This window comes from Stutzerimonas stutzeri (genome assembly GCF_000219605.1).
Taxonomy (GTDB): domain Bacteria; phylum Pseudomonadota; class Gammaproteobacteria; order Pseudomonadales; family Pseudomonadaceae; genus Stutzerimonas; species Stutzerimonas stutzeri.
The window spans coordinates 2,587,059-2,600,528 of record NC_015740.1 but is presented as its reverse complement, the minus strand read 5'-3'; the positions used below and the strand labels follow the sequence as shown (position 1 = coordinate 2,600,528).

12 protein-coding genes are annotated in these 13,470 nt (G+C 54.9%); 9 read left to right on the top strand and 3 right to left on the bottom strand.

Translation table 11 applies throughout. The features are described from left to right. The first annotated feature begins 10 nt into the window (after nt 1-10). From PSTAB_RS21255 to PSTAB_RS11970, 7 genes are all read left to right on the top strand, one after another. The gene (locus PSTAB_RS21255) at nt 11-955 is read left to right on the top strand and encodes a glycosyltransferase family 2 protein (protein ID WP_080564982.1); all 945 of its coding nucleotides are present in this window, start codon (nt 11-13) and stop codon (nt 953-955) included. A 45-nt stretch (nt 956-1,000) separates the two neighbouring features. After that, nucleotides 1,001-2,038, top strand: a complete 1,038-nt coding sequence (locus PSTAB_RS11985; RefSeq protein ID WP_041771749.1) for an EpsG family protein — start codon at nt 1,001-1,003, stop codon at nt 2,036-2,038. Further along, the gene (locus tag PSTAB_RS21250; protein WP_080564981.1) at nt 2,038-2,829 is read left to right on the top strand and encodes a glycosyltransferase family 2 protein; all 792 of its coding nucleotides are present in this window, start codon (nt 2,038-2,040) and stop codon (nt 2,827-2,829) included. The genes PSTAB_RS11985 and PSTAB_RS21250 overlap by 1 nt, the downstream gene beginning before the upstream one ends. Then, nucleotides 2,810-3,649: a glycosyltransferase family 2 protein gene (locus PSTAB_RS21245; RefSeq protein ID WP_080564980.1), complete on the top strand. Its 840-nt coding sequence runs from the start codon at nt 2,810-2,812 to the stop codon at nt 3,647-3,649. Before PSTAB_RS21250 ends, PSTAB_RS21245 begins: the two co-directional genes overlap by 20 nt. A 29-nt stretch (nt 3,650-3,678) precedes the next feature. Then, nucleotides 3,679-4,635, top strand: coding sequence for a UDP-glucose 4-epimerase family protein (locus PSTAB_RS11980; protein WP_080564979.1), 957 nt, complete (start codon nt 3,679-3,681; stop codon nt 4,633-4,635). A 19-nt stretch (nt 4,636-4,654) separates the two neighbouring features. Further along, complete coding sequence (locus PSTAB_RS11975; protein WP_041771950.1) at nt 4,655-5,212, top strand: sugar transferase; 558 nt, start codon at nt 4,655-4,657, stop codon at nt 5,210-5,212. A 96-nt stretch (nt 5,213-5,308) separates the two neighbouring features. Beyond that, a complete protein-coding gene (locus PSTAB_RS11970; protein WP_013983107.1) occupies nt 5,309-7,321 on the top strand; it encodes a polysaccharide biosynthesis protein in 2,013 nt (670 codons plus the stop codon). Nucleotides 7,322-7,518: 197 nt separating this feature from the next. On the opposite strand, the gene PSTAB_RS11965 is transcribed toward PSTAB_RS11970, so the two are convergent. After that, entirely contained in the window at nt 7,519-7,926 is a 408-nt protein-coding gene (locus tag PSTAB_RS11965; protein ID WP_013983106.1) for a PA2817 family protein, read from the bottom strand. A gap of 162 nt (nt 7,927-8,088) precedes the next feature. Continuing rightward, nucleotides 8,089-8,817, bottom strand: coding sequence for a 4'-phosphopantetheinyl transferase family protein (locus PSTAB_RS11960; protein ID WP_193384065.1), 729 nt, complete (start codon nt 8,815-8,817; stop codon nt 8,089-8,091). 158 nt (nt 8,818-8,975) lie between these two features. Here PSTAB_RS11960 and pap point away from each other — a divergent pair, with 158 nt between their 5' ends. Next, nucleotides 8,976-10,475 carry a polyphosphate:AMP phosphotransferase gene (pap, locus tag PSTAB_RS11955; RefSeq protein WP_013983104.1) on the top strand — a complete coding sequence of 500 codons (1,500 nt, stop codon included), beginning with the start codon at nt 8,976-8,978 and terminating at the stop codon, nt 10,473-10,475. Between the two features lie 279 nt (nt 10,476-10,754). Further along, the gene (locus PSTAB_RS11950) at nt 10,755-11,939 is read left to right on the top strand and encodes a thiolase family protein (protein WP_013983103.1); all 1,185 of its coding nucleotides are present in this window, start codon (nt 10,755-10,757) and stop codon (nt 11,937-11,939) included. 64 nt (nt 11,940-12,003) lie between these two features. Here PSTAB_RS11950 and PSTAB_RS11945 read toward each other — a convergent pair whose 3' ends face one another. After that, a complete protein-coding gene (locus PSTAB_RS11945) occupies nt 12,004-13,206 on the bottom strand; it encodes an ISL3 family transposase (RefSeq protein ID WP_013983102.1) in 1,203 nt (400 codons plus the stop codon). Nucleotides 13,207-13,470 lie beyond the last annotated feature (264 nt).

Sequence of the window (13,470 nt, the reverse complement as noted above, 5' to 3'; positions counted from 1 at the left end):
TAGGTGAACCGTGAGATTTAGTATTGTATTGCCAACATATAATGTTGGGGAATATATAGAACGCTGCCTGCTCTCTTGCATACATCAGACGTATCACGATATTGAGGTTGTCGTCGTTGATGATTGCGGGCATGACGACTCTATCGAAAGGGCTCGGCGGGTCGCGGAAAAAGATTCTAGGATAAAGATCGTTCGGAACCTAACTAATTTAGGTACATACCACGCACGGCGTATAGGTGTGGAAAACTCAACAGGCGAATACATTTTGTTTCTTGATCCAGATGACGAGTTAAGGATAAATACAGTGGAGGTTGTCAAGCAAAGCCTTAAAATAAAAAAAGATATTTTATTGTATGGGGTGGAGAACATACCAAGAAAAAAATTTTATGAAACTCAAGCCGTTATGCCGCAGATAACAGGCGATTCGTTAGACCGTAATAATGTTCGAAAAATTTTCATGGCGCGAGGGTTTAATCTGGGAACGCCAGGCAAAGTATTCAGGCGCGAAATTTTAATGCGTGCTTATTCTAATCTAAGCATCTCGCCTTCTACGAGGTTGATATTTTCTGAGGACGTTTTACTTTTCTCAGAGGCTTTAAGTTTGTCGGAAAGTGCTTCGGTGGTGTCTGAAAATCTTTATGTTTACCATAGAAATCAGGATTCTGTTACCCAGGTTCAAACTACTGAGGCCTTGCGATTCAAAGCTGCTCAGGCTACGTTTTGTTTGTGTTTAATTTCCAAGCGAGCCGAAGTTTTCAAGGATCGTTGCTACATCTACGGTCCTGTATTTCAAAGGCTAGAAGTCGATGCTAAAAAGTTAAATATTCTTTTGAATGTTTCTTTTTTGTCTGGCCTTAAAGATTATGTATTTATTATACGTAGAGCAAAAAGCATTAAGTACGTTGTCAAGATGTTTGTCTATATAGTTACCGGTATGAAGGTTAGGCTTGTCTAGTAAAGTCTATTCCACGATTAATGTTCGCTTTGTTAAGGCGATTGGATGATTTACTATCTAGGATTTGCGGCTTTTTCTATTGTCAGTTTGGTTTTGACTGAGGTCTTTCGGACAAAAATTTTCTTGTACGTTTTGTTGATTTTTGCTTTTTTATTCTCCGCGCTTAGGTATGATGCAGGATATGATTTTTTTAGTTATATGAATCTAATAAGTGAGGCTGAGGGGGCTTCTTTTGATAGGCTCGAGTTCATAAATAAATTTTTGATTGGTGTGGCGAGATACGTTAATGTTCCTCAGCTTTATTTTGTAGTCACGAGTTTTATTTATTTAGTGTTCATGATCCTGGGATTTCGCCACGTCAAGAGTGTAAACTCGGTGACTGTGGCCATGCTATTGTTTTTCATTGGTTCCTATTTAACTTCGTTTGATATTATCCGTCAAATGTCGGCGGTAGCCATTGTATTTTATGCTACTACAAGGTTGCTCACGAAGGACTATTTCGTAAGTTTTTTGCTTGCGTTCGCCGCTTTTGGTCTTCACAGATCCGCTGTGATATTTATCTTTATTTTTATGTTTTATGTGCTTGTCCGAGATAGGCGGTTTGGGCTCTGTTCTTATATTTTTTTCTTCGCTCTTTCTATATTTTCTTTGAAATTTGCTGTTCAAATTTTGCAGGCGGCAGGACTGTATACGAGCTATATTGAAAGTGGCGGCAATGATTCGGGGGGCAAGATTTACTTGATGTTAGGTTTCATGGTTTTTGCTCTCCTGTTGCTAGCGAAAACCAAAGATCAGACAAGGTTGTTTTGGGTTGGCTTCAATTTGTTCTTCTTGGGTTTTTTGATTTATACAGTATTTTTGCCTTTTGGTTATTTTGTTACAAGAGTAAGTTATTTTTTGTTTCCCTGGGGATTTGTGGCTTGGAGTGAGCTAATATATGGTTCAACAAAAAATAGAATGCTGTTAATTTGCTTTATATGGATTTTTTCACTGGTTATTTTTTTTCTTACCCTTTATGTTTCTTTTCAATCCGCAAGGAATCCATATCTAAACTATAGATTTTTCTTTATGGAAGGCTTGTGATGAAATCCGTATCGGTGTTGATACCTACTTACCAACCTGGCTGGTATTTAGAAAGGTGTCTGGATTCGATTGAATGTCAGACTTTACCCAAAAAGTCATATAAGGTTTATCTGGCTTTAAACGGTCCTAGTGACGGTTATGACGAGTTTGTTATTAGGATCTTGAAAAAATATACTTTTAACTGGGAGTATATTTATGTGGAACAGGCTGGAGTCTCCAATGCGAGAAATGTTTTGCTAGAGCGGTCCTGTGAAGATTATATTGCATTTATAGACGATGACGATGTGGTAAGCCCTGACTACCTTGAGCAGTTGCTTATGAAGTCTTCAGAGACCTTTATTTCTGTTAGTAATTCTTTCAATTTTACCGATTCGGTAACTCATTTGACTAATAATTATCTCGGAATAAGTTTCTCTAAGCTAAATGATGTTGAGGTTTCGCTTTTCAAGTCTAGAAAATTTTTTTCGTCGCCAGTTTGTAAGCTGATCCATAGAGACATCATAGGGGGGGTAAGGTTTGATCCTAAGCTAAAAATTGGCGAGGATTCTTTATATTTGGCTGCGTTGAGTAAGAGGGTCTCGGGTGTCCGTAAGACAGCATCAAGTGCTTGTTATTACGTATGCGAACGACAGGGTTCGGCAAGCCGGTCAAAAATTTCGCGAATAGATGAGCTTAGAAGGTTGTCCTATCTGATTATTGCTTACTCTAAAATGTTTTTCAAAGGATACAATATTCCTTTTATTCTCAGTCGAATAGTAGATTCGATAGTTCATGTTAAGCGGATTTTTTGAAGTTATTATTTTGTTGCTGTCCGGGATTAATGTTTTGCCATTGTCAATGGGTTCGGTATTTATGAATGCTAAGCCTTTAGTAAGTATTGTAATGCCGCTATATAATGCGATGCCTTACTTTGAATTCTCTGTTGCTTCTGTCCTCGCGCAGTCTTATGAGTGCTGGGAGCTGCTGATTGTGGACGATTGTTCTACCGACGGATGCGGACAACAAGCCGTGCAGTATGCAAGCGGTGATTCTAGAATTAAGTATTTTCGCAATGCTGCTAATCTTGGGGTCGCAGCTTCACGCAATATAGCCTTGCAGAATGCAGTAGGTTATTTCATAGCTTTTCTTGATAGCGATGACCGTTGGGAACCTGACAAACTAGAAAAGCAGGTTCGTTTTATGATAAGTAGGTCGTTAAGTATTACATATTGCTCTTACGCCAGATTTTCAGAGAATGGCCTTTTTTTAGGTGTTGTCAACCCCAAGCCGAAAATTGGTTATAAGCACATGCTGTTTATGAATCATATCGGATTGTTGACTGCTATGTACGACAGAAGAAAAGTCCCCGGTGTGATCTTTATGGCGGTTGGACACGAAGATTATCTATTTTGGATGCATGCTTTGCAGAAAGTTGGGTCCGCTGAATGCGTGCCCAGTGATGGGCCCATGGCTCATTATTTAGTCAGAAAACACTCTTTGTCTGGTAATAAGTTGAAGGCGGCAAAGTGGCAGTGGGTTAATTATCGGGAAAATTTGGGGCTCGGTTTCTCGCGTTCGTTTTTTTATTTTCTGTGCTATGCTTTTTTGTCATTTATACGGAAATTTGGTTAAGTTGTTATTATGGAGTATTTTTTGTTGATATGATAGAGCAGCGATACAAACTACTTGTTACAGGTGCAACAGGCTTCGTTGGTAGCCGTCTTATGACTAAGTTGGGGCGGTGTGATGATTTCATTGTGATACCCTGTATTAGATTTTCGTCGTCTTTAATATGTAATTTTCCCCGTGCTGAATATATTGACGAGATAAGTCCATTTACTGATTGGTCATCTATTCTCGTTAACATAGATTCGATTGTACATGTTGCTGGTCGTGCTCATATTCCTTCCGATAAAACGCTTGACGTGCTAGATGAATACTGCAAGGTAAATGTGGGAGGAACACTCAACTTGGGAAGGCAGGCTGCGGCTGCTGGTGTCAAGCGCTTTGTTTATATTAGCTCGATTGGCGTAAATGGTAATATTAACGATCATCCATTTATCGCGGATGATCAGCCTAATCCTGTTGAGCCCTATGCTTTGTCTAAATGGGAAGCTGAGCAGGGATTATGGCAAATTCAGCAAGAGTCAGGTATGGAGGTCGTGATCATTCGTCCTCCTTTGGTCTACGGCCCTGGCGCCCCTGGAAGCTTTGGTAGTTTGGTGCGTTGGGTCGAAAAAGGTGTTCCTCTACCGCTAGGGGCAATTCACAACAAGCGCTCTCTCGTCGGTATCGACAATCTGGTCGACCTGATCATCCGCTGCATCGACCATCCCGCCGCTGCCAATCAAGTCTTCCTGGCCGGCGATGGCGAAGACTTGTCTACCACTGAGCTGCTGCGCTCTGTGGGCAAGGCGATGGGTAAGCCTGCACGCTTGATCCCGGTTCCCGTAGGGCTACTTCAGTTTGGTGCTACCTTGCTTGGCAAGAAGGCAATGGCTCAGCGGTTGCTAGGCTCTCTGCAAGTGGACATCAGCAAGACGTGCGAGCTATTGGACTGGCAGCCGCCATACACTGTCGAAGAGGGCCTGCGTCGCTGCTTCGAGCCCGTTGACTGATCATCGGCAGGTAACCATCGTGATCCGTATTTTCGATTTTGTTTTCTCTTTGCTGGGGTTGGTTTTTGGCTTCCCTGTGCTCGTGGTGCTTGTGATCATCGGGCTTTTCGATACGGGCTCCCCGATTTTTCGGCAAGTGCGTGTCGGTCGCCATCAGCAGCCGTTTACGCTGGTCAAATTCCGCACCATGCGGGTGGATACGGCGTCGGTTGCCACGCACCTGGCGAGCAGTGCGTCGATTACCCGCTTTGGCCGTTTTCTGCGCAAGACCAAGCTGGACGAGCTGCCACAGCTTTGGAATGTGCTCAAGGGCGAGATGAGCCTGGTGGGGCCTCGGCCCGGGTTGTTCAATCAGGAAGAGCTGACTGCAGAGCGCGCCAGGCGGGGTGTGTATGCAGTACGCCCCGGAATTACCGGCTTGGCTCAGGTGAGCGAGATCGATATGTCCACGCCCGCGCTCTTGGCCGAAACGGATCAAAAAATGATCCAGAGCCTGACTGTCGCGGACTATTTCAAGTACATCTTCATGACCGTGGCGGGTAAGGGTGCCGGCGATCGGATTGTGCACAAGGGCTGATTCATTCGCTCTACGTGGGTGTATGTGTTGCCTGCAGAATGCTGCTCGCCTGGTTGGCCGCTCGAGCATGTTCGGCGCTAAGGAAGGGGAAGGTTTGTGTTGAGGTTTGCTGAGAAACTTCGTGCCCGTCTGGTGCGGCTGCCGAGGCGGCAGAAGCGGCTGATTCAGGTGGCGACCGATGTGGTGCTGGTCTGGTCGGCTCTTTGGCTGGCGTTTTTCGTGCGGGTTGGCGAGGCCGGGTTTGTCGAGCCATTGAGTGGTCACGCTTGGATATTCGGTATAGCGCCGCTTCTCTCCATCCCTTTCTTTGTGCGCTTTGGCATGTACCGTGCGGTGATGCGCTATTTCGGCAGCGATGCGCTGATGGCCATCGTCAAGGCCGTCACGCTGTCGGCGCTGACGCTGTCGCTGGCGATCTACTGGCGGAGCGACGTGCCCAAGGTCATCCCGCGTTCGATGGTGTTCAACTACTGGTGGCTCAGCCTGGTACTGATTGGTGGCCTGCGCCTGGTGATGCGCCAGTACTTCATGGGTGACTGGTTTTCCCCCGACTCGACCATCAAGTTCAAGTTCAAGGGCAAGGATGCCGGGTTGCCGAAGGTGGCAGTTTACGGTGCCGGCGCGGCGGGTAATCAGCTGGTGGCGGCCTTGCGCATGGGCCGGGCGATGCGACCGGTGGCCTTCATCGACGACGATCCGAACCTGCAGAACCGTTCCATTGCCGGGCTGCGCGTCTATTCGGCCAAGCACATCACTCAGATGGTGGAGGAGACCGGCGCGGCCGAAATCCTGCTGGCCATTCCTTCTGCCTCGCGGGGCCGTCGGCGCGAGATTCTGGAAATGCTCGAGCGTTTTCCACTGCATGTGCGCAGTGTGCCTGGCTTTATGGATTTAGCGAGCGGCAAGGTGCAGGTCGAAGATATCCAGGAAGTGGATATCGCCGACCTGTTAGGGCGCGATGCTGTGCCGCCGCAGCAGGCACTGTTCGAGAAATGCATCCGCGGCAAGGTGGTGATGGTGACCGGTGCGGGTGGCTCCATCGGTTCGGAGTTGTGCCGGCAGATCCTGTCGAGCAAGCCCAAGGCGCTCCTGCTGTTCGAGCACTGCGAATTCAATCTGTACAGCATCCACCTTGAACTGGAGAGGTTGATCGAACGGTCGTCGCTGGCAACCCGGCTGGTGCCCATCCTGGGGTCGATTCGCAACCCGGAGCGTTTGTTGGACGTGATGCGCACCTGGGAGGTGGAGACGATCTACCACGCCGCGGCTTACAAGCATGTGCCGATGGTCGAACACAATGTGGCGGAGGGCGTACTGAACAACGTGATCGGCACCTTGAACACGGCACAGGCAGCGGTGCAGGCTGGTGTCAGCAACTTCGTTCTAATTTCTACCGACAAGGCTGTTCGCCCGACCAATGTGATGGGCAGCACCAAGCGTGTGGCTGAGCTGATTCTGCAGGCGTTGAGCCGTGAGCCGGCACCGTGTCTGTTCGGCGCCTCCGGGGTCCATCACGTCAACAAGACGCGCTTCACCATGGTGCGATTCGGTAATGTGCTCGGCTCGTCAGGCTCGGTGATACCGCGCTTCTATGCGCAGATTCGTGCGGGCGGGCCGGTGACGGTGACGCATCCGAAGATCACCCGTTATTTCATGACCATTCCCGAAGCGGCTCAGCTGGTGATTCAGGCGGGCTCGATGGGGCAGGGCGGTGACGTGTTCGTGCTGGATATGGGCCAGCCGGTGAAGATCGCTGAGTTGGCCGAGAAGTTGATTCATCTATCCGGTCTCAGCGTGCGTTCCGAGAAGTGTCCGCACGGGGACATTGCCATCGAGTACACCGGCCTGCGACCCGGTGAAAAGCTTTACGAGGAGCTGCTGATTGGTGACAACGTCAGTGCCACCGAGCACCCGATGATCATGCGCGCCAATGAGGAGCATCTCGATTGGGATGTACTCAAGGACCGGCTGGCGAAGCTGCTCAAGGCGGTGGAAAGCGATGATTACCCGCAGGTGCGGCAGCTGCTTCGCGAAGTAGTGAGTGGTTATGTGCCGGAGGGGGAGATCGTCGACTGGATCTATCAGCAGCGGCGAGTGGAGCTGGAATAACGCGCTTGCCCCCGGATAGCGCTCTGCTGGTCGTCCAGTCGGGTAACTCCGTAGAGGGCCAACGCCTGATCGGAGCGCTGTTTTTGCGGTGACCGGCCCGCCATCGAGACCTTAGGCGGGCTTGGGCTCACTGTCTCCGGAAACGTCGACGCTCGGTTTGCTGAGCGCTTACAGATTTACCGCCAACGCCCGACTCGTCAATGCCGCGCGCCCTCGTCCGGCATGCTCAGCAGCTGCTTTTCCAGATTCCAGTCGAAGGGCTCGTCGTTCTGCTCGGCTTCATAGCGGCGTTCTTCGAGTTGCTGGAAGACGGCGATTTCCTCGTCGGGCATGAAGTGCAGGCAGTCGCCGCCGAAGAACCAGAGCAGGTCGCGCGGAACCAGGTGGGCGATCTGTGGGTAGCGGTGGAAGACCTGGCAGATCAGGTCCTGACCCATGTGGCGCTCTTCCGGTACGTTCTGCAGATTCATGATCAGCTCGTCGAAGCGCTCGAGGAACAGCGCGTGGCTTTCTTCCGAGACCTGTTCGGCTTCGCCCATGGCAAGCAGGATGCCGCGCAGATGGGCCAGCAGAGTCAGGTTGTGATCGTGGTATGGATTGGCCATGGTGCACCTGTGTCAATTTCTGAGGGCGCGATTATAGGCGTGCGCGCCGGTGAATTGGGGCTGTCTGGTTGACCCGCTGTGGCGCCGAGGGTTCGGTCGCAGGCGCTGGCACGAGCCCCTACCAGGGCCGGCCGGCGCTCGCCAGGTATGTGGCAAGGACAATCAGCCGGCCGGGCGCTCTGCCGGGATGGCGATCAGGCTGAGCAGGTAGTCATCGAAGATCGCGAACTGGCCGTCGAGTTCTGCGCCGTTGCGCCAGCCTTCCGATAGATCAATTAACAGGCGCAGGCGAGCGATACCGTCTGCGCTAACGTCCAGCACTTCGGCATCCTGAAAATAGAAGCGCTGTTTGATTAGCGGGTACAGCGCTTTAAACAGGCTCTCCTTGAGCGAGAAGGTGCGGGTGACCAATAGTGCGCGCTCGTTGTCGTTCAGGCACGCGTAGAGCTCCAGCTCGCCGCCGGTGAGAATCCCACCGGCCAGGCGGTCGGCCCGTTCGCATGTGAGCAGGCGCTCGACGTCCAGGCCCAAGCCGCACCAATGTTCCTGGCGCGCCACCACTACGCCGGCCCAGCCTGCACCGTGGGTGATGGAGCCGACGGTACCGGCCGGCCATTGCGGCGCCCGGTCCTCTCCGACCGTGGGCACGTACGCCGAGCCAGTCAGGCGATGCAGTGCTTCGCGGGCGCACAGGCGGCCGGCGAGAAACTCGGTCTGCCGTTTGCTCACGCCTTTGGGTTCGGGAATGTTCCAGCGCAGGAAATCGTCGCGTTCGAGCAACGTCGGGTCGAAACGCGTACTCAGCAGCTGTACGCCGGGCAGCGGCCGGGGCAGCGGCCAGTGGTCGAGTGGTGGCGTGCAGCAGCGCGGGATCGGGGGGCGGTCGTTCATGGTCGCCATTGTGCCGTAATCCCTTGTGAAAACGCTCGTGGCATGAGGCGACGAGCGTCGACCTGAATCAATGTAGTTCGATCTAGCTCTGCTTCTGGCTCGCTATTTTCGCGGTCTGCCTGCTAGGGTTGAGTGCATCACCCGGGACGGAGCCAGTAATGTTCGAATCAGCCGAAATCGGTCACGCCATCGACAAGGAAACCTACGACGCCGCGGTGCCAGAGCTGCGTGAGGCGTTGCTGCAGGCGCAGTATCGGCTCAAGGCGCAGGCGAAGTTCCCGGTACTGATCCTGATCAACGGTATCGAAGGGGCGGGCAAGGGCGAGACCATCAAGCTGCTCAACGAGTGGATGGACCCCCGGCTGATTCGGGTCGACAGCTTCGATGTGCCCAGCGACGAAGAGCTGTCGCACCCCCCGGCCTGGCGCTTCTGGCGGCGGCTGCCGCCGAAGGGGCATACCGGCATCTTCTTCGGCAACTGGTACAGCAAGATGCTCGAGGATCGCGTGCATGGCCGCATCAAGGGTGCCGAGCTGAAGCTGGCCACGGCCCGGGCGCAGCGTCTGGAGCGCATGCTCTGCGACGAAGGCATGCTGATCTTCAAGTTCTGGTTCCATCTCTCGAAAGACCAGATGAATGCACGCCTCGACTCGTTGAAGAACGACCCGCTGCACAGCTGGCGCATCAGCCCGCTGGACTGGCAGCAGTCCAAGACCTACGACAAATTCGTGCGCTACGGCGAGCAGATCCTGCGGCTGAGCAGCCGCGATTTCGCGCCCTGGTACGTGATCGAAGGCGCCGACGAGCGTTATCGCAGCCTGACCGTGGGGCGCATCCTGCTGGAAGGTTTGCAGGCTGCGCTGGCGGCCGCGAAACAGCCCGGACAGAGCGTGGCCCAGCCCCATTCGGCGCCGCTGCAGGTGGACCTCGATCACCTGAGCCTGCTGGACAGCCTGGACCTGAGCCAGAAGCTCGACAAGGACAACTACCAGCAGCAACTGGCCGAGGAGCAGGCGCGGCTATCACGGCTGCTGCGCGACCGCAGGCTGCGCAAGCGCGGCGTGCTGGCCTTGTTCGAAGGACATGATGCGGCCGGCAAGGGCAGCGCGATCCGGCGGGTCACGGGCGCGCTGGACCCGCGAATGTATCGCACGGTGCAGATCGCCGCACCGACCGACGAAGAGCGGGCGCAGCCCTGGCTCTGGCGCTTCTGGCGCAATGTGCCGGAGCGCGGCAAGTTCACCATCTTCGACCGCTCCTGGTACGGGCGCGTGCTGGTTGAGCGGGTAGAAGGTCTCTGCACGCCGGAGGAGTGGCTGCGGGCCTATACGGAGATCAACGACTTCGAGGAGCAGCTCGTCGATGCGGACATCGTGCTGGTGAAGTTCTGGCTGAGCATCGACAAGAAGACCCAGCTCAAGCGCTTCAAGGAGCGCGAGGATACCGCCTTCAAGCGCTTCAAGATCACCGACGAGGATTGGCGCAACCGCGAGCGCTGGGACGATTATGGCCACGCGGTGGCTGATATGGTCGACCGCACCAGTACGGAGATCGCGCCTTGGACGCTGGTGGAGGCGAACGACAAGCGTTTCGCCAGGGTGAAGGTGTTGCGGACGTTGAACGAGGCGCTGGAGGCCGCGATCGAGAAGGGGCGTTGACCAGGATCGGCTCGCCAAGTGCCTGAGGGAGCGGCCTTGTAACTGCAGTGAGGCGCCAGCTAGACGCTGCACCCACCTGCGAGATTGCTCAAACGCCTGCCGCGGGCATGCCTGATCCGTGAGGCGATGGCCGTGCATATGCTTGCTGAATGGTCGTCGCCATGCTCGCGACGCCGGAACTATGCTCGGATCACCGTCCACCCTGCGGTCGTGGAACAATCCGTGCGCGCTGCGCCGCCATAACATTTCCGCGACCGCGCCTAGTCTCCGAGGTATGTCATGCGTGAAGTAGTGATCGTCGATAGCGTGCGGACTGGCCTGGCCAAGTCCTTCCGCGGCAAGTTCAACATGACCCGTCCCGACGACATGGCGGCGCATTGCGTCGATGCGCTGCTGTCGCGCAACGATGTCGATCCGGCGCTGGTCGAGGATTGCATCGTCGGGGCCGGTTCCAACGAGGGCGCGCAGGGCTACAACATCGGCCGCAACGTCGCCGTGTTGTCGCGCCTGGGCATCGCCTGTTCCGGCATGACGCTGAACCGCTACTGTTCGTCCGGCCTGCAGGCCATCGCCGTCGCGGCCAACCAGATCGCCTCAGGCTGCAGTGACGTCATCGTCGCCGGCGGGGTGGAGTCCATCACCCTGACGCTCAAGAGCCGCAACACCGATCACCTGTTCAACCCGATCATCCAGGAACGCGTGCCAGGCATCTACCACACCATGGGCCAGACCGCCGAGCTCGTGGCGCGGCGCTACAACGTCACCCGCGAGCAGCAGGACCTCTACTCACTGCAGAGCCAGCAGCGCACCGCGCGTGCCCAGGCCGAAGGGCTGTTCAGCGACGAAATCGTGCCGATGAACGTGCAGTATTTCACCGAGGACAAGAACACCGGCGAGCGCACCCTGCATCAGGGTGTGGTCGACCGTGACGACTGCAACCGTCCGGACACTACCCTGGAAAGCCTCGCCGGACTCAAGCCGGCTTTCGCCGAGGACGGTTCGGTGACCGCCGGCAACGCGTCGCAGCTGTCCGACGGCGCCTCGATGACGCTGGTGATGAGCCTGGACAAGGCCATCGAGCTCGGCCTCAAGCCGCGTGCGTTCTTCCGTGGCTTCACCGTGGCAGGTTGTGAGCCGGAAGAGATGGGCATCGGTCCCGTCTACGCCGTACCGCGCCTGCTCAAGGCAAAAGGGCTGCAGATCGCCGATATCGACCTGTGGGAGCTCAACGAGGCCTTCGCCTCGCAGTGCCTGTACTGCCGCGACACCCTGGGTATCGATAACGAGAAGTACAATGTCAACGGCGGCTCGATCTCCATCGGCCACCCGTTCGGCATGACCGGCTCGCGTACTGCCGGTCATATCGTGCGCGAACTGCAGCGCCGCAATCTGCGTTACGGCGTGGTGACCATGTGCGTGGGCGGCGGCATGGGCGCGGCCGGGTTGTTCGAAGCGGTGCGCTGACGCCCTCGAAGCTGCTCACAGAAACGGGCCTGCTATCAAGCTGTAGCAGGCCCTTTTTTTTGGTTCATCGCGCTTTCCCGGGGAAGGCGACCTTGATTTTCAGGAAGAAGTATTCCGAGTCCCGGAAACCGTAGGCCATGCGCTTGATGACCTTGATGCGGTTGTTCACGCCCTCCAAAACACTGGTGTGCATGGGGAAGTGAGCACTGGCGAGGATGCCCCGGGCATATTTGCGCAGGTTGCGGGCGAAGCGCTGTAGCGGCGCGAGGCCGCTGTCCCGGGCGTGCCGCAGCCAGGTTCGCCAGCGCCGCCAGCCCTCTCTTACGCTGGGGGCGTACCAGACATCCTTCAGGGCATCCTTGAGTACATAGACCGTAGCCAGCGGCTGGTTGGCCGCGAGCAGTTCCTGTAACTGCACGGCCTGTCCGTCCTTCAGGTTGTCGCGATTGCGCAGCAGCAGCCAACGACTTTGTTTGACCGCCTTTCGTGCCGGCTTGTCTTCGCGCAGGAGGTTGGCCTGGTCGACCCGGATTCGGTCAATCACATCTCGCCCGTAGCGCGCTACCACATGAAACAAGTCGTACACCACTTCGGCTTGAGGGCAATGTTGCTTCACCTCCAGGTCGAAAGCCGTATTCATGTCCATGGCCACCGCCTCGATCTGTTGGCAGTGCTCGCCGAGCAATTCAAAGAACGGGCGGATCGCCTCGCGGCTGTTGCCGTGACCGACCCACAGCACCCGTGTTCGCTCGGCATCCATGATGACCGTGGCGTAGCGATGCCCCTTGTGCAGGGCGAATTCGTCCATCACCAGACGGCGGACGTCGCTGGAATCGAAGGCGCCTACCTCGGCTTCCAGGCGTCGTTTATCGAGCGTCTTGAGGGTGTGCCAGTGCAGCCCGGTGAGCTGGCTGACGTGGCTGATCGGCAGCAGCCGCAGCAAGCTTTCGAGCCAGATCCGTAACCGTTGGGTCAGGCGAGATGCAGGCTCCAGCCAGTCGATTCGCTCGGTCACCCGACCACAGTTCAGGCAATCGACTCGGCGCACTGGCAGTTGAAGCAGGACGCGCTGATCGAACAGATCACGATCACGCACCAGACGAATCCGGCGCTCGTGAATCAACGGACTGAGCTGACCACAACGCCCGCACTTGGGCACTGAACCGGCTTGAGGCTCGAGCTCAATCAGAAGGGAGTTGTTGGCAGATGAACGGCAGGCAACGGTGTCATAGCCTGGCCAGAACGAGGCAAGATCAATAGGATGCACGGCGACAGCAGGGACAGGTGAAGGGTGTGTTTGGCGACTGCCAATTTACCTGCTTCCCTGACTGTCAACTCGCTCTTCCCCCAGAGTCCGCGATGAACCTTTTTTTTTGCCTGGCTGCGTTGTGCGGGGTACTAGCCGGGCCACTTCTGACTGACGCTGCGTGGAGCGCCGTCGCCGACGGCGGTTCGGTTCCGCTGTAGGTGTTGCACGCACGGCGCAATGGCGGGTGCCAACGTACGAAAAAGCCGCAGAGCATCGGTGATG